21 protein-coding genes and 2 riboswitches are annotated in these 20,617 nt (G+C 67.9%); of the genes, 18 read left to right on the plus strand and 3 right to left on the minus strand.

The features are described 5' to 3' along the window. Positions 1-275: 275 nt before the first annotated feature. A complete protein-coding gene (gene cobO / locus EP237_RS21965; RefSeq protein ID WP_127562971.1) occupies positions 276-896 on the minus strand; it encodes a cob(I)yrinic acid a,c-diamide adenosyltransferase in 621 nt (206 codons plus the stop codon). A gap of 37 nt (positions 897-933) precedes the next feature. Next, positions 934-1,160, plus strand: a riboswitch (cobalamin riboswitch). Between the two features lie 88 nt (positions 1,161-1,248). Between cobO and EP237_RS21970 the strand changes: the two genes are divergently transcribed. Genes EP237_RS21970 through cobJ form a run of 7 tightly spaced genes read left to right on the plus strand, consistent with a single transcriptional unit; the run spans position 1,249 to position 9,157 of the window. Continuing rightward, a complete protein-coding gene (locus EP237_RS21970; protein WP_127562972.1) occupies positions 1,249-1,635 on the plus strand; it encodes a DUF1636 family protein in 387 nt (128 codons plus the stop codon). A 3-nt stretch (positions 1,636-1,638) separates the two neighbouring features. Then, a complete protein-coding gene (gene cobW, locus EP237_RS21975; RefSeq protein ID WP_127562973.1) occupies positions 1,639-2,673 on the plus strand; it encodes a cobalamin biosynthesis protein CobW in 1,035 nt (344 codons plus the stop codon). Between the two features lie 10 nt (positions 2,674-2,683). Then, entirely contained in the window at positions 2,684-5,935 is a 3,252-nt protein-coding gene (gene cobN / locus EP237_RS21980; RefSeq protein ID WP_127562990.1) for a cobaltochelatase subunit CobN, read from the plus strand. Continuing rightward, on the plus strand, positions 5,932-7,071 hold the full coding sequence (cobG, locus tag EP237_RS21985; protein ID WP_127562974.1) for a precorrin-3B synthase: 1,140 nt from the start codon (positions 5,932-5,934) through the stop codon (positions 7,069-7,071). The genes cobN and cobG overlap by 4 nt, the downstream gene beginning before the upstream one ends. Beyond that, positions 7,072-7,701 (plus strand): precorrin-8X methylmutase, encoded by a 630-nt coding sequence (locus EP237_RS21990; protein WP_127562975.1) that lies wholly within the window; start codon positions 7,072-7,074, stop codon positions 7,699-7,701. 5 nt (positions 7,702-7,706) lie between these two features. Continuing rightward, positions 7,707-8,423 (plus strand): precorrin-2 C(20)-methyltransferase, encoded by a 717-nt coding sequence (gene cobI, locus EP237_RS21995; RefSeq protein ID WP_127562976.1) that lies wholly within the window; start codon positions 7,707-7,709, stop codon positions 8,421-8,423. Beyond that, complete coding sequence (cobJ, locus tag EP237_RS22000; protein ID WP_127562977.1) at positions 8,420-9,157, plus strand: precorrin-3B C(17)-methyltransferase; 738 nt, start codon at positions 8,420-8,422, stop codon at positions 9,155-9,157. Before cobI ends, cobJ begins: the two co-directional genes overlap by 4 nt. Here the strand turns inward: cobJ and EP237_RS22005 are convergent. Continuing rightward, positions 9,133-9,882 (minus strand): cobalt-precorrin-6A reductase, encoded by a 750-nt coding sequence (locus EP237_RS22005; protein WP_127562978.1) that lies wholly within the window; start codon positions 9,880-9,882, stop codon positions 9,133-9,135. The genes cobJ and EP237_RS22005 overlap by 25 nt on opposite strands. On the opposite strand from EP237_RS22005, the gene cbiE reads away from it, so the two are divergent. Genes cbiE through cobA form a run of 5 tightly spaced genes read left to right on the plus strand, consistent with a single transcriptional unit; the run spans position 9,881 to position 14,249 of the window. Continuing rightward, the gene (cbiE, locus tag EP237_RS22010; protein WP_127562979.1) at positions 9,881-11,068 is read left to right on the plus strand and encodes a precorrin-6y C5,15-methyltransferase (decarboxylating) subunit CbiE; all 1,188 of its coding nucleotides are present in this window, start codon (positions 9,881-9,883) and stop codon (positions 11,066-11,068) included. The genes EP237_RS22005 and cbiE overlap by 2 nt on opposite strands. After that, the gene (locus EP237_RS22015) at positions 11,050-11,433 is read left to right on the plus strand and encodes a cobalamin biosynthesis protein (protein ID WP_338068204.1); all 384 of its coding nucleotides are present in this window, start codon (positions 11,050-11,052) and stop codon (positions 11,431-11,433) included. Before cbiE ends, EP237_RS22015 begins: the two co-directional genes overlap by 19 nt. After that, positions 11,430-12,215 (plus strand): precorrin-4 C(11)-methyltransferase, encoded by a 786-nt coding sequence (cobM, locus tag EP237_RS22020; protein WP_127562981.1) that lies wholly within the window; start codon positions 11,430-11,432, stop codon positions 12,213-12,215. The genes EP237_RS22015 and cobM overlap by 4 nt, the downstream gene beginning before the upstream one ends. Continuing rightward, positions 12,212-13,522: a cobyrinic acid a,c-diamide synthase CobB gene (locus EP237_RS22025; RefSeq protein ID WP_206052343.1), complete on the plus strand. Its 1,311-nt coding sequence runs from the start codon at positions 12,212-12,214 to the stop codon at positions 13,520-13,522. Before cobM ends, EP237_RS22025 begins: the two co-directional genes overlap by 4 nt. A gap of 1 nt (position 13,523) precedes the next feature. Then, the gene (gene cobA / locus EP237_RS22030) at positions 13,524-14,249 is read left to right on the plus strand and encodes a uroporphyrinogen-III C-methyltransferase (protein WP_127562982.1); all 726 of its coding nucleotides are present in this window, start codon (positions 13,524-13,526) and stop codon (positions 14,247-14,249) included. 26 nt (positions 14,250-14,275) lie between these two features. Here cobA and EP237_RS22035 read toward each other — a convergent pair whose 3' ends face one another. After that, a complete protein-coding gene (locus EP237_RS22035) occupies positions 14,276-14,467 on the minus strand; it encodes a hypothetical protein (RefSeq protein ID WP_127562983.1) in 192 nt (63 codons plus the stop codon). 19 nt (positions 14,468-14,486) lie between these two features. Continuing rightward, positions 14,487-14,716: riboswitch (cobalamin riboswitch) on the plus strand. Positions 14,717-14,756: 40 nt separating this feature from the next. Here EP237_RS22035 and EP237_RS22040 point away from each other — a divergent pair. The 6 genes from EP237_RS22040 to EP237_RS22065 all read left to right on the plus strand — a co-directional run bounded on the left by EP237_RS22040 (position 14,757) and on the right by EP237_RS22065 (position 20,598). Continuing rightward, the gene (locus EP237_RS22040) at positions 14,757-15,434 is read left to right on the plus strand and encodes an energy-coupling factor ABC transporter permease (RefSeq protein ID WP_127562984.1); all 678 of its coding nucleotides are present in this window, start codon (positions 14,757-14,759) and stop codon (positions 15,432-15,434) included. Positions 15,435-15,503: 69 nt separating this feature from the next. Further along, positions 15,504-16,265 carry a precorrin-6A synthase (deacetylating) gene (cobF, locus tag EP237_RS22045; protein ID WP_127562985.1) on the plus strand — a complete coding sequence of 254 codons (762 nt, stop codon included), beginning with the start codon at positions 15,504-15,506 and terminating at the stop codon, positions 16,263-16,265. A 201-nt stretch (positions 16,266-16,466) separates the two neighbouring features. Beyond that, positions 16,467-17,459 carry a D-cysteate sulfo-lyase gene (gene cuyA / locus EP237_RS22050; RefSeq protein ID WP_127562986.1) on the plus strand — a complete coding sequence of 331 codons (993 nt, stop codon included), beginning with the start codon at positions 16,467-16,469 and terminating at the stop codon, positions 17,457-17,459. 3 nt (positions 17,460-17,462) lie between these two features. After that, positions 17,463-18,140: a cysteate racemase gene (cuyB, locus tag EP237_RS22055; RefSeq protein ID WP_127562987.1), complete on the plus strand. Its 678-nt coding sequence runs from the start codon at positions 17,463-17,465 to the stop codon at positions 18,138-18,140. 96 nt (positions 18,141-18,236) lie between these two features. Then, a complete protein-coding gene (locus tag EP237_RS22060) occupies positions 18,237-19,607 on the plus strand; it encodes an MmgE/PrpD family protein (protein WP_127562988.1) in 1,371 nt (456 codons plus the stop codon). A gap of 25 nt (positions 19,608-19,632) precedes the next feature. Next, positions 19,633-20,598 carry a D-2-hydroxyacid dehydrogenase gene (locus EP237_RS22065; protein ID WP_127562989.1) on the plus strand — a complete coding sequence of 322 codons (966 nt, stop codon included), beginning with the start codon at positions 19,633-19,635 and terminating at the stop codon, positions 20,596-20,598. The last annotated feature ends 19 nt before the right edge of the window (positions 20,599-20,617 follow it).

The raw sequence follows: 20,617 nt of genomic DNA on the forward strand, positions 1-20,617 counted from the left end.
AACTCCTCAGCTGGAATAGACCCTTCAGCCAAGATGAAATCGGAAGGGAAACACCGTCGGCGCCGCGCCCAGTGCTGCCGAGGCAGGTTGGACGCGGCGCTTTCACCTTGGGCGGTCATCGGGACCTCTCCCTGTACCGCACGCCCATCATGGCACGTTAACCTTAACAAACCCTTGCTTTCATCTTGGCGAAAATACCTCGGGGGGTCCGGGGGGCAGCGCCCCCCGGCGGGTCGACGCCGAAGGCGGCGAAACCGCTCTCAGAACTCGANCTCTCAGAACTCGACTCCCTTTTGCCCCTTGATCCCCGACCGGAACGGGTGCTTGACCAGGGTCATCTCGGTCACCAGGTCGGCGATCTCGATCAACTCCTCCTTGGCGTTGCGCCCGGTCAGCACCACATGGGTCATCGGCGGCTTTTCCTCGCTCAGGAACCGGACGACCTCGGCAATATCCAGATAGTCATAGCGCAGCGCGATGTTGATCTCGTCCAGAAGCACCATCTTGATCTCAGGGTCCCGGATCAGCTCCTTTGCCTTTTCCCAGCCTTTCGCGGCCATGGCAATGTCGCGGCTCTTGTCCTGGGTCTCCCAGGTAAAGCCCTCGCCCATGGCGTGGAACTGGCAAAGTTCGGAGAAATTCCCCTCCAGAATGCGCCGTTCGCCCGTATCCCACGCCCCCTTGATGAACTGGACCACCGCACAGGGCATTTCATGGGCGATGCAGCGCAGAATCATCCCGAAACCGGAGGAGGATTTGCCCTTGCCCGGCCCGGTATGGACGATGATCAGCCCCTTCTCGCCCTCTTTCGTGGCCATGATCTTGTCGCGCGCGGCCTTCTTCTTGGCCATCTTCTGGGCGTGGCGGTCTTCATCCGAGAGCGGCGTATCGGCCATTTCATCATCCTTCGCTTGACATCGGGGCGGTGCATGCCGCAGGTGCGGGTCTGCTGGTTCCTGTTCCTAGAACAGGCGAAGAGGGAATGCGACAGGCTTTGCGACCTTGCATGGTTCATCGCCGAAGCGCAGCCGCCCCCGCGACCGTGACCGGAGAAGGCCCTGGAACCACTGGCAAGCCGCCGGGAAGGACCAGACGCCGCCGGGGCTGCCACTGCCCCGATATCCGCAAGCCGGGAGACCTGCCAGCAACAGGAGTAACGGGCGGCCGGGGTGTGTCGCGCCGGCCAATATGGGCGAGATGCGCCCCGGCTGGTCCCCCCCTTTCGCCGAAGAGACAGAGAGGCCGCGCATGGGCGAGGTGACAGTCACGGTCTGCACGACCTGCCGCAAGACGGTGGATGGTGAGCGCGTTCCAGAAGAACCGCGCCCCGGGTTTCGCCTGCATGAGGCGCTGCAAGCCGCCGATCTGCCAGAGGGCGTCCGCCTGCGCGGCAATGAATGCCTTTCTGCCTGTTCCAACGGCTGTTCGCTGGCCATTACCGGCGGGCCGGACCGCTGGACCTATATCTATGGCCGCCTCGATCCCGAAGATCACCTCGACCAGATCCTCGCCGGTATCCGCGCCTATGCCGCCACAACCGACGGTCTCGTGCCCTGGCGCGAGCGGCCAGAGGTGTTCCGCAAGCAATCCATCGCCCGCATCCCCCCGCTCTCGGCCCCAGATCCCAAGGACTGATCCATGCAAACGCTTTCCAAGATCCCCGTCACCGTCATCACCGGCTTTCTCGGCGCGGGCAAGACCACGCTCATCCGCCACCTGATGACCAACAACCAGGGCAAGCGGCTGGCCGTTCTGGTCAACGAGTTCGGCACCGCGGGCGTCGATGGCGATATCCTCAAGACCTGCGCCGATGACAACTGCCCGGCGGAAAACATCGTGGAACTCGCCAATGGCTGCATCTGCTGCACCGTGGCCGATGACTTCATCCCGACGATCGAGGCGCTGATGGCGCTGCCGCAGACGCCCGATCATATTCTCATCGAAACCTCCGGGCTGGCGCTTCCCAAGCCGCTTCTGAAGGCCTTCGACTGGCCCGCGATCCGCTCGCGCATCACCGTCGATGGCGTCATCGCGCTGGCCGATGCCGAGGCCGTGGCGGCGGGCCGCTTCGCCCCCGACGTGGACGCCGTTCAGGCGCAACGCGAGGCCGATGACAGCCTCGACCACGACACACCGCTTGGCGAGGTCTTCGAAGACCAGATTTCCTGCGCCGATATCGTGCTACTCTCCAAGGCCGATCTGGCCGGAGAGGACGGCCTCGAAAAAGCCCGCGCGGTGATCGAGGCCGAGATGCCGCGCAAGGTGTCGATCCTGCCGATGACCGAGGGCGTCATCGACCCGCGCGTCGTTCTGGGGCTGGAAGCAGCCGCCGAAGACGATCTCGACGCGCGTCCCAGCCACCATGACGGCGCGGATGACCACGAACATGACGATTTTGACAGCGTGGTGATCGAGCTGGACGAGGTAGAAGACGTGAAAGCGCTGGAAGCCGCTGTGCTGCGGCTGGCGCGGGAACAGAACGCGCTGCGCGTGAAGGGGTATATCGCCGTGAAGGGCAAACCGATGCGACTGCTGGTTCAGGCCGTGGGCGAGCGCCTGCGCACCCAGTTCGACCGTCCGTGGGGCGACATGCCCCGCCGGTCGCAGCTTGTGGTGATCGGCGAGCATGATCACGTTGATCCCGCCGCGATCCGCGCGGTTCTGGAGGGGTAAGGCCGGGCCGATGCATGTCGTCTTCCGCGAAAGCCACGGGTTGGAGGAAACCGACACCCCCATGGACCTGGGCCAGAGCCCGGCGGACCTGGTGGTGCTGTCCTTTTCCGATTCCGACCTCGGGGCCTTCGCGGCGGGCTATCATCGCGCGCGGGAGCGTGGGTTCGAACCCACGCTGCGCCTCGCCAATCTCGTTGCCCTGAAACACCCCCTGTCCGTCGACACATATGCCGAGCAGACGCTGCTTGGCACAAAGGCCGTGCTGGTCAAGCTGATCGGTGGCGAAAGCTACTGGCCCTATGGCCTTGCGACCTTGCGCGAACTGGCCGACCGCACCGGCATGGCGCTGGCGATCCTGCCCGCCGATGGCCGCCCCGATCCGCGGCTTGATGAGCTCTCTACCCTGCCCGTCTCGACCCTGCGCCGCCTGCAGCACCTGTGTGACGCGGGCGGGGCCGTGGCCGCCCACGCGGCGCTGGCGCAGCTGGCGCTGGCGGGCGGGCTTTATGCGGGGCCGGTGGTGGGCGAAAAGACCGTGCCCGATTTCGGCTTCTATCGTCCGGGCGACGGTGTGCTGCGCAGCTTCACGCCTTCCGGCAAGCCGCTGGTCCCGGTCACCTTCTACCGCTCCTACCTGACGGCTGCCGATACCGACCCGGTGGACGCCACCATCGCGGCGCTGGAGGCTAGGGGGTTCGAGGCTGTAGGGATCTTCGCCGCCAGCCTGAAACAGCCCGCCGCAGCCGAGTGGATACGTGAGCAGCTGACGGCGCTGGCCCCCGCCGCCATCGTCAACGCCACCGCGTTTTCGGCGCAAGGATCGGACGGCAAGCCCTCGCCGCTGTCGGAACCCGGCTGCCCGGTCTTCCAGATCGCGCTGTCGACCGCGCGCAAGAAGGACTGGGCCGAGGCCGACCGGGGCCTCTCGCCCGCCGATCTCGCCATGCATGTGGTGTTGCCGGAGGTGGACGGGCGCATCTTCGCAGGCGTCGCCAGCTTCAAGCAGCCGGGGCGCAAGGACCCCGATCTCGAATATTCCCGTTTCGCGCATCGCGCGGATCAGGGCCGCATCGCGCAGGTGGTGGACCGGGTGGCCAGCTGGCACCGCCTCGCCACCCTGCCCGCTGCCGATAAGCGGCTGGCAATCGTGCTGTCCACCTATCCGGGCCGCGACTGGAACCTCGCCCACGCGGTCGGGCTCGACCCGCTGGCATCCGTCGAAGGTCTGCTGGAGGGGCTGACTGCGCAAGGCCACGACCTCGGACAGGCCCCCGACATGGGCAAGCGCCTGCTGGTCGAACGGATCGGCTGGCCACTGGCCGACTACCGCGCGGCGGTGCAGACCCTACCCGACGCGCTGCGCGACGACCTCTTCGCCGCGTGGGGAGACCCGGAAACCGACCCCGCCGCGCAGGGCGACCAGATCACCTTCGCCGCGATCCGGGCGGGCAAGGCGCTGATCGCGCTGCAACCCGAACGGGGCGAGGTCAAGACCCGCGACGACGATTACCACGACCTCAGCCGCACCCCGCGCCACGGCTATGTCGCCTTCTACCTATGGCTGCGCGCGCAGACCGACGCGCTGATCCATGTGGGCGCCCATGGCACGCTGGAATGGCTGCCGGGCAAGGCTGTGGCGCTGTCGCAGGACTGCTGGCCCGAGGCGCTGCTCGGCCCGCTGCCGGTCATCTATCCCTTCATCGTGAACGACCCCGGCGAGGCCGCACAGGCCAAGCGTCGGGTGGGCGCCGTCACCATCGGCCACATGCCGCCCCCCATGGCGCAGACGACGCTGCCCGAGGGCATGGGGCGGCTGGAACATCTGCTCGATGAATACTCCACCGCCGACGGGCTCGACCCCGCCCGCCGCGACCGGCTGATCGCTGACATCCGGGCGGAGGCGCAGGGCACAGGGGTCGAGGCCGATCTGGGTATCCCTCAAGACGCCAGCGCCGCCGAGGCGATCACCCGGATCGACCGCTTCGTCTGCGATATCAAGGAAAGCCAGTATGGCGACGGGCTGCACATCTTCGGCACGGGCGATTGCGGGGCCGAGGAACGCGCCGGGCTGCTGGCCGCGCTGGAGGGCCGTCTGGTCGCCCCCGGCCCGTCGGGTTCGCCCCATCGGGGCCGGTCCGATGTGATGCCCACGGGCCGCAACCTCTTTACCACCGATCCCCGCGCCGTGCCCTCGCGCGCCGCCCATGCGCAGGGCGTAAAGCTGGCCGAGGAACTTTTGCGCAAACATCTACAGGATCACGGAGACTGGCCGCGCGGGCTGGTGGTGGACCTGTGGGGATCGGCCACAATGCGCACAGCGGGCGAAGAGTTTGCCATGGCGCTGCACCTCGCGGGCCTCGCCCCGAAATGGGACGAAGGCAGCGAGCGCGTGTCAGGCTTCGAGGTGATCCCGCTGGCGCTGCTTGGCCGCCCCCGGATCGACGTGACCTTGCGTGTATCGGGCCTCTTCCGCGATGTCTTCCCCGGCCTTGCCCAGATGTTCGAGGCGGCGGCGGGTGCCTTGGCGGAACGTGAGGAAGCCGCGGACGACAACCCCTACCTCGCCCGCACGCCGCGCGTCTTCGGGCCACGCCCCGGCAGCTACGGTGTGGGGATGACCGCGCATCTCGACGACTATACCGACGAGGCCCGCAGCGCGGCAGGCGAGGCCTGGCTCAACGCATCGAGCTACGCCATTGACGCGCAGGGGGCCTCCTCCGAAGCGCGCGATGCGCTGGAGACCCGCGTGAAATCCGCCGACAGTTTCGTGCACCTGCAGGACCTGCCGGAAACCGATCTGCTGATGGCCTCCGACTACGCCGCGCATGAGGCGGGCTTTGCCGCCGCCGTGGCCCGGCTTGGCGGCGATGCCCCCGCGCTCTACCACATGGACGCGACCCAGCCCGACCGCCCCCGCGCCCGCGACCTGACCGAAGAGATTGCCCGTGTTACCCGCGCCCGTGCCGCCAACCCGGATTGGGCGAACGGAATGATGCGGCACGGCTTCCGGGGCGCGGCAGAGATCGCGGCAACGCTCGACCACCTCGCGGCTTTTGCGCATCTCGCCGCCGCCGTCCCGCCGCATCTCTTTGACCTCTACCATGACGCCACGCTTGGCCGCGACGATCTGGTCGCCTTCATGGAGCGCGAGAACCCGGAGGCGCTGGCAGCCATGCGCGCCCGCTTTCAGGCGCTCCACGATGCCGGGCTGTGGGTCACCCGCCGCAATTCCATCGCCGCCACGCTGGAGGCCGCGCAATGAGCGCCCCCGTCGTCCACGGCTGGTGCCCCGGCGCGCTCAGGCCCATGATGTCGGGCGACGGGCTGGTGGTGCGCGTGCGCACGCCGCTCGGGCGGCTGTCGCAGGAGCAGGCGGCGGGTGTGGCGCGGCTGGCGGCAGAGCACGGGAACGGGCTGATCGACATGTCCGCCCGCGCCAATGTGCAGATCCGGGGCGTGACGCCCGAGGCGCACCCGGCCCTGATCGACAGGCTGACGGCGCTTGGCCTCATCGACCGCGACGTAGCGGCGGAAACCCGGCGCAATCTGGTGATCCAGCCGTTCTGGTCCGAGGGTGACACGACGCATCGCATCGCCCACGCCCTGACCGAGGCGCTGGCGCAGCCTGACGCCCCCGATCTGCCGGGCAAGTTCGGCTTTGCCGTCGATTGCGGGCCGGAGCCGATCCTGCACGAGACCTCTGCCGATATCCGTATCGAACGCGGCGAAAGCGGCCTCATCCTGCGACCCGATGGCAGCGACCTCGCGGCGCCCGTGACCGAAGACACCGCCGCCGAGGCTGCGCTGGACCTCGCCCGCTGGTTCCTCGCCACCGGCGGTGCGCCCGAAGGCCGGGGCCGCATGGCGCGGCATCTGGCAAGCGGGGTAGTCTTGCCCGGCCAGTTTCGCGAAACGCCCGCGGTGGCAGGGGCAGCGGCTCCGGCACCGGGCACCACATCGGCAGGGCAACTCGTGGCGTTGGAATTCGGACAGATCACGGCCTCCACCCTTGCCGCGCTGGCAGAGCTCGCCCCGATCCGTGTCACCCCGTGGCGGATGCTGCTGCTGGAAGGCATGACCGAGGCCCCCGACCTGCCCGGCCTGATCCATGACGCCCACGACCCGCGCTTGGCGATAGACGTCTGCACCGGTGCGCCGGGGTGTCCGCAGGCTCTGTCGCCCACACGAGACCTTGCCCGCACCCTCGCCCCGCATCTGCCCGCAGGCCAGCGCCTGCACATTTCCGGCTGCGCCAAGGGCTGCGCCCATCCCGGCCCTGCGGCGATCACCCTGACCGCGACCGGCCCCGACCGCTTCGACCTTATCCGCGACGGCCGCGCCGACGCCACGCCCGAGGCCACCGGCCTTGCCCCCGACCAGATCAAGAAGGCCCTGTGAATGCCCCATATCTACGAGACCAACGGCGCCGCCATCTACGAGGAAAGCTTCCGCACCATCCGGGCGGAGGCCGATCTGGACCGCTTCGACAGCGACGAAGAACCGGTCGTCGTCCGCATGATCCACGCGGCGGGGCTTGTGGGGCTGGAAAAGGACGTGCGGTTTTCGCCCGGCATGGCCACCATCGCCCGGCAGGCCCTGAAGGACGGCGCGCCGATCCTGTGCGACGCCTACATGGTCAGCGAGGGCATCACCCGCCCGCGCCTGCCCGTGAACAATGAGGTGATCTGCACCCTGCGCGATCCCCGCGTGCCGGAGATGGCGAAAGAGATGGGCAACACCCGGTCGGCTGCCGCGCTGGAGCTGTGGCGCCCGCATCTGCAAGGCGCGCTTGTGGCCATCGGCAACGCCCCCACGGCGCTTTTCCACCTGCTCAACATGCTCGAAGACCCCGCCTGCCCGCGCCCTGCCGCCATCATCGGCTGCCCCGTGGGCTTCGTCGGTGCGCGCGAGTCGAAGGATGCGTTGATGCAGGACCTGCCGGTTCCCTCGATGATCGTGCAGGGCCGCCTTGGCGGGTCCGCCATTACCGTGGCAGCGGTCAACGCGCTCGCCAGTTTCAAGGAGTAAGCGAGATGGGCAAGGTCATCTGCACCGGGCTCGGCCCCGGCGATCCGGATCTGATGAGCGTCCGCTCCGACCGGCTGATCCGGGGGGCGCGTCACCTCGCCTATTTCCGCAAGGCGGGCCGCAAGGGACAGGCGCGCCAGATCGTCGAGGGGATACTGCGCCAGGACGTCACCGAACACGCGATGGAATACCCGGTAACGACCGAGATTTCCTTCAAGGACCCGGAATACAATCGCATCCTGTCCGAGTTCTACGACGGCTGGACCGACCGGCTGGAGGCGCTGGCCGCGACCGATGACGTCATCGTTCTGTGCGAGGGCGACCCGTTCTTCTACGGATCGTTCATGCACCTGCATTCGCGCCTGCAAGGCCGGGTCGAGGTGGAGATCGTGCCTGGCATCACCGGCATGTCCGGCTGCTGGACGGCGACCGAACTGCCGATCACCTGGGGCGATGACGTGCTGACCGTGGCCATGGCGACCCTGCCGGAAGAGGAACTGGTCCGGCGGCTCAAGGACACCGACGCCGCCGTGGTCATGAAGATCGGGCGCAACCTGCCGAAGCTGAAACGGGCGCTGGAGGCTGCGGGGCGGCTCGACGATGCGTGGCTGGTGGAACGCGGGACGATGCCGAAACAGACGGTGCAGAAGCTGACCGATTTCTCGGGTGAGACGCCTTATTTCGCGATCTGCCTGCTGCACGGGCAGGGCCGCCGGCCATGAGCGGGTGGGTCGTTGTCGCGGGGCTGGGACCGGGGCGCGAGAGCCTGATCGTGCCCGAGGTCGCCGAAGTTCTGGCCGAAGCGACGGACGTAGTGGGCTACATCCCCTATGTGCGCCGCGTGACGCCGCGCCCCGGCCTGACGCTGCATGAAAGCGACAACCGGGTGGAGCTTGACCGCGCCACCCACGCGCTGGAGATGGCCGCCGATGGCAAGCAGGTGGTCGTCGTCTCCTCCGGCGATCCCGGCGTCTTCGCCATGGCAAGCGCCGTGTTCGAGGCTTTGGAGGCGGGGCCGCAAGAGTGGCTGTCGCTCGACATCCGCGTTCTGCCCGGCATCACCGCGATGCTCGCCGCCGCCGCGCGGATCGGCGCGCCCCTGGGGCATGATTTCGCGGCGATCAACCTGTCCGACAATCTCAAACCGTGGGAATTGATCGAGAAACGTCTGCGTCTTGCAGGCGAGGCAGGCTTCGCCATGGCCTTCTACAACCCGCGCTCCAAATCGCGCCCGCACCAATTCGCCCGCGCGCTGGAGATCCTGCGCGAGGCCTGTGGGGAAGAGACGCTGATTTCCTTCGCCCGCGCCGTCAGCACGCCCGAGGAAGCGATCACCACCGTGACGCTGGCCGAGGCCACGCCAGACATGGCCGACATGCGCACCATGGTCATCGTCGGCAACCGCGATACGCGCCGGGTCGGAAACTACGTCTACACCCCGAGGTCGGCGCTGTGATCCAGCCACGCCATAGCCGCGCTGGCGCTGATCAGGATGCGGCGTGGCGGCACATAGGGCCGGTCGATCAGGATGACCGGCAGGCCAAGCAAACGCGCGGCATCGAGTTTGGCGCGAGCCCCTGCCCCGCCGCCGTTCTTTGCGACAATGTGGGTAATGCAGTGACGCTCCATCAGCGCGCGGTCGCCCGCCACGTCGAAGGGGCCGCGCGCGATGACGGCCTCGGCATCCGGCAGGGGCAGCGGGTCTTTCGGCGGGTCGACAAGACGCAGCAGGTAGAAATTTCCGGGCTTCGCCGCGAAATCCGCCACATGCTGCTTGCCGATGGCCAGAAACACCCGCGCGCCGCTGTCGGGCAGGGCCGCGACCGCGCCGTCCATATCCGCGACATGGGTCCAGCGGTCGCCTTCGCCCGGCTGCCAGCCCGGGCGTTCCAGCCCGACCAGCGGCACGCCCGCCTCGGCGCAGGCATGGACGGCATTGGTGCTCATCCGCGCGGCAAAGGGATGGGTGGCATCGACCACATGGGTGATCGCCTCGGCGCGCAGGTAGGCCACCAGCCCCGCCACACCGCCAAAGCCACCGACCCGCGTGGGCAGGGGCTGCGCCATCGGCTTGTCGGTCCGGCCCGCGTAGGAGAAGATGGCCTCCATCCCCGCCTCGGCCAGAAGGCGGGCGAGTGTGGTGGCCTCGGTCGTGCCGCCAAGCAGGAGGATGCGTGTCATGGCTGAGCCCTGGTTGTCCCTGATCGGTCTGGGCGAAGATGGCCTGAACGGGTTGCCGCCCGCAAGCCGCGACGCGCTGGACGCGGCGGAAATCGTTTTTGGCGGACCGCGGCATCTGGAATTGACCGGGGTGGGTGCGCTTGGCCGTGAATGGCCCGTGCCCTTCTCGGTCGAGCCTGTTCTGGCCCTGCGCGGCCGCAAGGTGGCGGTTCTGGCCTCGGGCGATCCCTTCTGGCACGGCGCGGGCGGATCGCTGGCACGCCACCTTGCGCCCGACGAATGGCGTTCCTTTCCCGCGCCGTCCTGCTTTTCGCTGGCTGCCTCCCGGCTTGGGTGGAAGATTGAAGACACGATCTGCCTCGGCCTTCACGCCGCACCGTTCGAGCGGTTGACCCCGATCCTGCACGAGGGCGCCCGCGTGCTCTGCACTCTGCGCGATGGCGATGCGGCGGCGGAGCTTGCCGCCTGGCTGACCGAGCAGGGTTACGGCGCGTCGCAGCTGACGATCTGTGAGGCCCTTGGCGGCCCGCGCGAACGGCTGCGCGGTTGCCCCGCCGACGGCTTCGATCTTGGCGAAGTCACCGCCCCAGTCCTCGCCGCCATCGACGCCGAGGGTGCCCCCGGCCTGCCGCGCGCCTCGGGCCTGCCGGACGATCTCTTCCTAAGCGACGGCCAGATCACCAAGCGCCCGGTGCGTGCCCTGACGCTTTCGGCCCTCGCGCCGCGCCCCGGCCAGCACCTTTGGGATCTGGGCGCAGGCTCCGGCTCGATCTCGGTCGAGTTCTGCCTAGCCGCCCCCGGCGCGACCGCGACCGCGCTGGAAACCCGCAGCGACCGGGCCGAAAACATCCGCTTGAATGCCCGCAAATTCGGCCTCGATCACCGGATTACTACCGTGGAAGGCCGCGCGCCCGAGGCGCTGGCCGACCTGCCCGATCCCGACACCGTATTCGTCGGTGGCGGCGCGACGGAGGAGATGCTGACAGCGCTGTGGGAGCGGATGCCGAAGGGCACGCGGCTGGTCATGAACGCCGTCACGCTGGAAACCGAGGCGCTGCTCATTCGTTGGCACGGGGCCTATGGCGGGCATCTGTTGCGCGCGGACCTGGCCGAGGCCGGGCCGCTTGGCTCCATGCGCGGATGGGACCGGGCGCGGCCCGTTCTGCAATGGGTGGTGACGCGATGATCTGGGCAGGAGTAGGATTGCGCGCAGAGGCGGGCGCAGCGGCTTTCGCGGATGCGCTGGCCCGTGTCGGTCGCCGCCCGGATGCGATGGCTTGCCTCGACATCAAGGCGACGCCCGCGCTGATGGACTGGGCCAAGGCCGAGGGCCTGCCCCTTACCCACCTGACCGAACAGGACATCGCGGGCGAACCCACGCTCACCTGCTCCCCCCGCATCAAGGCGCGCTTCGCCACCGGCTCCGTCGCGGAAGCCTTGGCTCTGGCCTCGGCCCGCAAAGGCGGCTACAGGGCGCGTCTGATCGCGCCCCGCGTGCAAAGCGCTTGCGGCATGGCCACGATCGCGCTGGCAGAAAGGACTGACATATGACCGTTCACTTCATCGGCGCAGGCCCCGGCGCGGCGGACCTGATCACCATTCGCGGGCGCGACCTGATCGCGTCCTGCCCGGTCTGCCTTTATGCCGGGTCGCTGGTGCCCGAAGACCTGCTGTCCCATTGCCCGGAAGGCGCGCGGATCGTGAACACCGCGCCGCTCTCGCTTGACGAGATCATCGCGGAAATCAAGACCGCCCACGCGGCGGGTCAGGACGTGGCGCGGCTCCATTCCGGGGACCTGTCGGTCTGGTCCGCCATGGGTGAACAGCTGCGCCGGTTGCGGGCCGAGGGCATCCCCTATGACGTGACCCCCGGCGTGCCATCCTTCGCCGCCGCCGCCGCCGCGCTTGGCGCGGAACTGACCCTGCCCGGCGTCGCGCAGTCGCTGGTGCTGACCCGCACCTCGGGCCGCGCGTCGGCCATGCCCGAGGGCGAGACGCTGGAAAACTTCGCCACCACGGGCGCGACGCTCGCCATTCACCTGTCGGTCCATGTGCTGGAGGACGTGGTGGCGCGGCTATCGCCCGCCTATGGCCCCGACTGCCCCGTCGCGGTGATCTGGCGCGCGACATGGCCCGATCAGCGGATCGTCAAGGCAACGCTCGCCACGGTCGAGGAGGCCACCGGCGGCGAACGCGGGCGCACGGCGCTGATCCTTGTGGGTCCTGCATTGGGCGCCGAGGATTTCGACGAAAGCTGTCTTTATGCGGGCGACTACGACCGTCGTTTCCGCCCCGTGGGCACCGACCCGCGCTTCCCGGAGACCGTCGAGTGATTCCCAACGGCCTTATCATATCCGCCCCTGCCTCGGGCACCGGCAAGACCACGCTGACGCTTGGCCTGCTGGCCGCGCTGCGCGCGCGGGGCCTGACGGTGCAGCCCTTCAAGAGCGGGCCGGACTATATCGACCCAGGCTTTCACTCGGCCGCTGCCGGGCGCGCGTCGGTGAACCTCGACACCTGGGCCATGGGCGAAGGGATGATCGGCGGGCTGATCACGGGCGCGGCAGACGCGGATCTCATTGTCGCGGAAGGCTCCATGGGGCTTTTCGACGGGGTGGTCAGCGATGGCGAATGCGGCAACGGGGCCAGCGCGCATCTGGCGGCGCTGACCGGATGGCCGGTGGTGCTGGTGCTGGACACGTCCGGTCAGGCGCAATCGGCGGCGGCGGTGGCCAATGGCTTTGCCCTGATGCGCCCCGATGTGCGGATCGCGGGCGTTGTGCTCAATCGCGTGGCCTCGCCCCGGCATGAAGCGATGCTGCGCGCGGGCATGGAAGAGGTGGGGATCGAGGTACTCGGCGCCCTGCCCCGCCAAAAAGAGATCGAGATGCCCTCGCGCCATCTGGGCCTTGTTCAGGCGGGCGAACAGGCAGAGATGCCGCGCATTCTGGACACGGCCGCGCGCTTCGTGGCGGAGAACGTCGATCTGGACCGGGTGCTGGAGGTCGCAGGTGCGACGGTGCTGACCGGTGACACCGCCGCGATCGCCCCCCCCGGTCAGCGCATCGCGCTTGCCCGCGATGGGGCGTTTTCCTTCGTCTATCCGCATCAGCTGGATGGCTGGCGGCGGGCTGGGGCCGAGATCCAGCCCTTCTCGCCGCTCAATGATGAGGCCCCCGACGACAGCGCCGATATCTGCTGGCTGCCGGGTGGCTACCCGGAACTGCACGCGGGCGAACTGGCCGCCGCCACAAGGTTCCGCGGCGGCCTGAAAACCTTTGCCGAAACCCGCCCCGTCCATGGCGAGTGCGGTGGCTACATGGCCATGGGAACGGCGCTGATCGACAAGGAGGGCACCCGGCACGAGATGGCAGGGCTGCTTGGCCTCGTGACCTCGTATGAAAAGCGCAAGATGCATCTGGGCTATCGGCTGGCAACGCTGCAAACCGCCATGCCGGGGCACATGGCGGGCGCGCGGCTGCGGGGCCACGAGTTCCACTACTCCACCATTCTCGACCAACCCGACGCCCCCTTGGCAGACGTGGTCGATGCAGGCGGCGCAGCGGTGCCGGAAACCGGATCGCGCCGGGGCCATGCCACCGGCACCTTCTTTCACCTGATCGCGGAGGCCACGCGGTAGCATGACCGGTTTCGTCAGTTTCGTCTCCTCCGGCCCGGGCGACCCCGAACTGTTGACGCTGAAGGCGGTCGACCGGCTTGGCCGCGCCGACGCGGTGCTGTTCGACGATCTCAGCTCCGGCCCGATCCTTGCCCATGCCCGCGAAGGCGCGGACCTCATTGGCGTGGGAAAGCGGGCGGGCCGCCCCTCGCCCAAGCAGGATCATGTCAGCCGGTTGCTCGTGGACTATGCCAAGATCGACCAGCGGGTGGTGCGGCTCAAATCCGGCGATTCCGGCATCTTCGGACGGTTGGAGGAAGAGATCACCGCGCTGCGTGCCGAGGGCATTCCCTACGAAATCATCCCCGGCGTCACCTCCGCCTCCGCCGCCGCGGCCGCTGCTGGCATTCCGCTCACCCGCCGTCTGACCGCGCGTCGGGTGCAGTTCGTCACCGGCCACGACGTGACCGGTGCGCTGCCCGAGGGGCTGGACCTTGCCGCGCTGGCCGATCCCGGAGCGACCACCGTGGTCTATATGGGCAAGCGCACCTTTGCGGCGCTTGTGGCCCGGCTGGTGGCCAAGGGCCTGCCCGCCGATACGCCCGCGCTCTATGCCGAATCCGTCTCGACCGAGAACCAGCGTTTGACCCGATCCACCGTGACGGATTTGGCAGCGGAGCTGATGACATCCAACAGCAAGCTGCCGGGGCTGATCCTTTATGGGCCGCTGGCCGATGGCGATGCCTGAACGCGCCTGACCTTCGTGCAAGCTGGTCATTCGGCCAGTCCGGGATCGCGCAGAGGCTGTTTTTGCGGCCCGTCCCATCCCGATACCGCCCGCGCCCCCGGCAAGGTCGCCGGAGGCAGCCCGACCTGCGGATCGAGGCCATCGCCCGCATTCCTGGCTGAGCCGCGGAATTTCCCGCCAAGGTCGTTTTCAGGCGCAAGCAGGCCTGTTTTGCGCATTGACCCGGCAAGTCCTCAACCTGCATAGTCATGGGGTGGTGTCCCTGTGGTGCAAAGCATCGGGACTGAAACGGGAACGGGGAAAGGGCGGACCAAATTGCGGCGCCCAAAGCCCCGACCGCCCCCGCGACTGTGAGCGGCGAGCGGCCTTTCGTTAACCCACTGCCGGGGTCTCAGGACACCGGTGGGAAGGGGAAAGGCTCGGCTGTGACCCGCAAGTCAGGAGACCGGCCACGGCAGACGAAACACCTTAACGGCCGTCGGGTGTGACGGTCAGGAGAACGAAAAAATGCATATCGAACCCGGGATCGTCCATGGCGCCAAGATGGCGCTGGCCTATGCCACCGCCGCCGGCGGCGCCACCGTCGCCGCAAAAATGGCCCTAGACACCATCCGTGAAAGCGGTGTCGCCTCGCTGGCCGTCCGCTCCGGCCTCGCCACTGTCGCCACCTTCGTGTTCTTCGAACTGCTGCCCCATTTCCCGGTGGGCGTGTCGGAAGTCCACTTCATCCTCGGCTCCACCCTGCTGCTGATGCTGGGCGCCGCGCCTGCCGCGATCGGCCTCGCGCTCGGCCTGCTCATCCAGGGCATGTTCTTCGCACCGACCGATCTGCCGATGTATTTCGTCAATCTGACCACGCTGCTGGTGCCGCTTCTGGCCATCTCCGCACTGGCCAAGAAGGTTATCGCCCCCGGCACCCGTTACCTCGATCTGAGCTATGTGCAGGCCCTGAAACTGTCGACTGCCTTCCAGGGCGGTGTGGTGGCCTGGGTCGCCTTCTGGGCCTTCTACGGCCAGGGCTTCGGGGCTGAGACCATGACCTCTGTGCTGGCCTTTGGCGGCGCTTACATGATGGTTGTCCTGATCGAACCGCTGGCCGATCTGGCCGTTCTGGCCGCTGCCAAGTCGCTGCGTGGCCTGAAGGGCTCCGGCCTCGTGAACCCGCGCGTTTACAACGCCGCCTGATCCAGACGGACACCGATCCACGTTTCACGGCCCCCGATTGCGGGGCCGTGTTTCATTGAAGGACCACAGATGATCGCGCTCGACCTTATCGGCATCGGCACCGGCAACCCGCGTCACCTGACCCTGCAGGCCATCGACGCGATCAATGCCGCCGATCTGATCCTGATCCCCACCAAGGGGGCGGAGAAGGATGACCTTGCGGGCCTTCGCCGCCAGATCTGTGCCGATGTGCTGACCAACCCGGCAACAAACGTGGCGGAGTTCGCCCTGCCGGTGCGCAACCCCGCGATTGCCGACTATCGCGCCCGCGTGGATGCCTGGCACGATGCGATTGCGGCACTCTGGGTTGAGACGATCCGCGCCAACCTTGGCAACGGCACCCGGGTCGCGTTTCTCGTATGGGGTGACCCGTCGCTTTACGATTCCACGCTCAGAATCGCGGACCGGGTGGCTGCCCTGTTGCCGCTCAAGGTCTGCGTCACCCCCGGCATCACCTCGATCCAGGCGCTGACGGCAGCGCATGCGATCCCGCTGAACGAAATCAACGGGCCAGTCGTCGTGACCACTGGCCGCCAGATCCGCGACAACGGCTTTCCCGACGGGGCGGATACGGCGGTGGTGATGCTGGATGGCGAGTTGAGCTTTCGGGCGCTGGACCCCGAGGGGCTGCATATCTGGTGGACCGGCTATGCCGGAATGGCAAACGAGATCTCCATCAGCGGAGCCGTGGCCGAGGTTACCCAGACCATTGCCGACACCCGCGCCAAAGCCCGTGACGCGCATGGGTGGATCATGGATATCTACCTTCTACGTCGGAGCGCATCGCGTTGAGACGGGGCGCGGGAACGGCCTTGGAAGGCCGTTGAAAGGCCTTTGCAAAGGCCTTCCCCCGCGCATGTTAAGCGCTCTGAAAACCGCTCTTAAGCTGCGTGAAACCTAAAGGAAATAAACCCTTACCGAGATCAAATCGCTCTGGACGCCGCTCGAAGGACGGCGTTAGGCTCCGCTCCAAACCCCGTATCGGAGCTTCCCATGCATCTCGCCCGTTTTCCCCGCCTGCACCTCGCCCACCTGCCCACGCCGCTGGAGCCCATGCCGCGCCTGTCAAAGGAACTGGGCTGCGAGATCTGGATCAAGCGCGACGACTGCACGGGGATGTCGACTGGGGGCAACAAGACCCGAAAGCTGGAATTCCTGATGGCCGAAGCGGTCGAGATGGGTGCCGACATGGTGATGACGCAAGGCGCGACCCAGACCAACCACGGCCGCCAGACCGCCGCCTTCGCCGCCAAGCTCGGGATGGGCTGTCACATCCTTCTGGAAGACCGCACCGGCTACAACAACGACAATTACAACGGCAACGGCAACGTTCTGCTCGACCACCTGCACGGCGCCACGACCGAGAAATTCCCCGGCGGCACCGACATGCCCGCCGAGATGGAGAAGGCCGCCGAGGCCGAGCGCGCCAAGGGCAAGAAGGTCTATGTCATCCCCGGTGGCGGCTCGAACCCCACGGGCGCGCTTGGATATGTCAACTGCGCCTTCGAACTGGTGGGGCAGGCCAATGACCGTGGCCTCGTGATCGACCGGCTGGTGCATGCGACGGGGTCGTCGGGCACACAGGCCGGGCTGGTCACGGGGATGAAAGCGATCAATTCGGGTATTCCCGTCCTCGGCATCGGCACCCGCGCGCCGCAGCCAAAGCAGGAACAGATGGTCTATGACCTCGCCTGCCGCACGGCCGAAAAACTGGGCTGCCCCGGCGTCGTGGCCCGCGAGGACGTGATGGCCAATACCGATTACGTGGGCGAAGGCTACGGCTTGCCGACCGAAAGCGGGCTGGAGGCCATCCGCATGTTCGCGGAACTGGAAGGCATCCTTCTGGATCCGGTCTATTCCGGCAAGGGCGCGGCGGGGCTGATCGACCTTGCCCGCAAGGGGGAATTCGAAGGCCAGCGCATCGTCTTCTTGCATACCGGCGGGTCGGTCGGGCTCTTCGGTTACGACTTCGCCTTCCGGGGCTGAGCCATGCGGCGGATCGGCATCCTTGGCGGCATGGGGCCCGAGGCCACGATCCTGATGCAGCAACGGCTGCTGCAGGCGGTCCAGGCTGAGGATGATTCCGATCACATCCCCCTGCTCATCGACATGAACCCGCAGGTGCCCTCGCGCATCGCGCACCTGATCGAGGGCACCGGCGGCGATCCTGCCCCGGTGCTGGCAGAGATGGCCCGGCGGCTGGAAACCGGCGGGGCCGAGGCGCTCGCTATGCCCTGCAACACCGCCCATTCCTACGCCGCCAGCATCGAGGCGGCGGTCGACATCCCGCTGCTGAACGTGGTCACGCTGTCGGCGGACCGGGCGGGCGCGGGCAAGGTCGGCATCCTCGCCTCCCCCGCCACGCGGATCACCGGAGTTTTCGACAGGGCCCTGGAAAAGGTCGGCGCGACCCCGGTCTGGTTGCGCGACGACACGCCCCTGCTGCACGCGATCCGCATCATCAAGGCCAATGGCGCAACGGTGGAGGCCCGCAACATTCTGCGCGCGGCGTCGGAGGAGCTGCTGGCCATGGGCGCGGAAACGCAGCTTGTGGGCTGTTCCGAATTCTCACTCATCGCCGAGGCTGCAAGCGCCGAGGCGCAGGTGATCGACACGCTCGACGTGCTGGTCGATGCCGTTGTGGCCTTCGCCACGGCGAAGGACTGAAACCGACCAAACGGGGGCCTTTCGCGTCGCCGCCCGGCAACCGGCAGCCTTCGTTCCGCCGCTACCCTGTCCTCGTGCACAACAGGAACGCGCCCCATGTCCATCGCCATCCCGACCCCCTCCGACGCCTTCACCCGGCTTGCCGATTTCGCCCTGCGCGGGCAGCCGGAGACCATCCCCGGCAGCACGATGGAGCGCGCCGCGCTTCTCCTTCTCGACACGCTCGGCATCTGCGCGGCCGCCGCCCCGATGCAGGCGGGCCAGATCGCCCGCGACACCACGCTGGCGCTCTACGGCAGTTCGGACCCGGCCATGTCGGCGCCGATGCTGTTCGACGGACGGGCGGCGAGCCTCGCCGGGGCGGCCTTCGCCGCGGCCACGCAGCTTGACAATCTCGATGGTCATGACGGGTACAACCCCACCAAGGGGCATATCGGCGTGGTGGTGGTGCCCGCGCTGTCGGTTCTGGCGCAGCACCTGCCGAGGCTGACAGGCCGCGAGGCGCTGGCCGCGCTTGTCACCGGCTACGAAGTGGCGGGGCGGGCGGGCACCGCGCTGCATTCCTCGGTCAGCGACTACCACACCTCTGGCGCGTGGAATGCCCTTGGCGTCGTTGCGCTGGCCGCCCGGTTGCGTGGCCTGTCGGACGACCAGTTGCGCCACGCGCTCGGCATCGCGGAATTTCACGGCCCCCGCAGCCAGATGATGCGCGAGATCGCCAATCCCACGATGCTGCATGACGGGTCCGGCATGGGCGCGCTGGTGGGGCTGTCATCGGTCATCATGGCTGAAAAGGGCTTTACCGGCGCGCCGGCCATCACGCTGGAGGCGCCTGACGTGGCCACGCACTGGGCCGATCTGGGGCAGCTCTGGCAGACCGAGCTGCAATACGTGAAGCCCTACCCGATCTGTCGGTGGGCCCATGCCCCCATTGACGGCGCGAAGCTGCTGCGGGCGCGCCACGGGATCGACCACGAAAAGATCGCCCGCATCACGATCCGCAGCTTCGCGGAATCGATCGCGCTTTATCCCGGCATGCCCGACCACTCGGCCCGGGCGCAATACGCGCTGGCCTTCCCGGTGGCCTGGATGCTGGTCGAGGGTCATATCGGGCTCGACCAGATTTCCGGTGAAGGGCTGAAGGACGCCCGCGTCGCGCGGCTGGTGGCGCTGACCGAGGGCGTGGTGGAAGAGCGGCACCAGGCAAGGTTTCCGGCGCAGGGGCGTTGGGCCGATATCGAGATCGAGATGCAGGACGGATCGGTCTACGCGTCGGGCGACCTCAACGCCTCGGGCGGGCCGGATGCGCCCTTCGACGCGGCCACGATCTGCGACAAGTTCATGTCCTTCGCGGCCCCGGTTCTGGGACAGGCGCGGGCGCAGCGTCTGCAGGACGCGGTGCTGTCCCTGACCGAAGACGGCACCCGCTTCGACGCCGTGAACGCCCTGATCACGCCCGCCCCCTGACCGACCGACCGCAACAGGAGAGCCCATGAAGACCCCCGCCGTCATCCTGCACACGAACGCTCCGGACGAAGCGGTTTCCATCGTGGCCGAAACGCATCCCGATCTGTCCCTTCACGGCTGCGACAGCTACGAGGCGCTGCCGGGCCTGATCGCGGAGACCGGGGCGGAGGTCATCTATTCCGTCCGGTTCCAGGGCGGGCCGGGGTACCCGGCCAGGGCGGCGCTTTCGCCCCCGGTGAAATGGCTCTCGGTCGGGGGGTCGGGGGTCGATCATCTGGGCAGTTGGGACACCGGGGCGGTGACCGTGACCAACGCGGCGGGCGTCGCTGCCGACATGATGGCGGAATACGCGCTCGGCTGCGCGCTGCAGTTCACGCTGGATCTGGGCCGCTACCGCCGCGACCAGGCGGCGCGGATCTGGGACCCGGCGGCGAAGGTGGAACCGCTGGAAGGCAAGACCTGCCTCACCCTCGGGCTCGGCCAGACCGGGCGGGCGGTGGCGCGACGGATGAAGGCGATGGGGCTTCACGTTCTGGGCGTCCGCGCGCGGCCCAAGGCCACTGACAATTGCGACGAGGTCCACGGGATGGAGGCGCTGCCGGATCTCTGGCCGCGCGCCGATCTGCTGGTGGTCTGCGTGCCGCTGCTGCCATCGACGCGCGGGATCGTGGGGGCGCAGGCCTTCGCGGCGATGAAGCCTTCGGCCATCCTGATCGATGTCTCGCGTGGTGGCGTGATCGACGAGGCGCCCCTTCTCGATGCGCTGCAGACGGGCCGCATAAGTGGCGCCGCGCGCGACGTCTTCGCAGAGGAACCACTGCCCGAAGACAGCCCCTTCTGGGCGCAGGGCAACCTGATCCTGACGCCGCATTCTTCCGCCGTCTACGACGGGTGGGCGGCGAAATCGGTGCGCATGTTCGCCGAGAACCTGGGCCGCTACCGCCGGGGCGAGCCGCTGTTCAACGTCGTCGATCCCGCCCGGGGATACTAGGTCACCCACTCATAAATGG

Source organism: Nioella ostreopsis (genome assembly GCF_004000255.1).
Lineage (GTDB): Bacteria > Pseudomonadota > Alphaproteobacteria > Rhodobacterales > Rhodobacteraceae > Nioella > Nioella ostreopsis.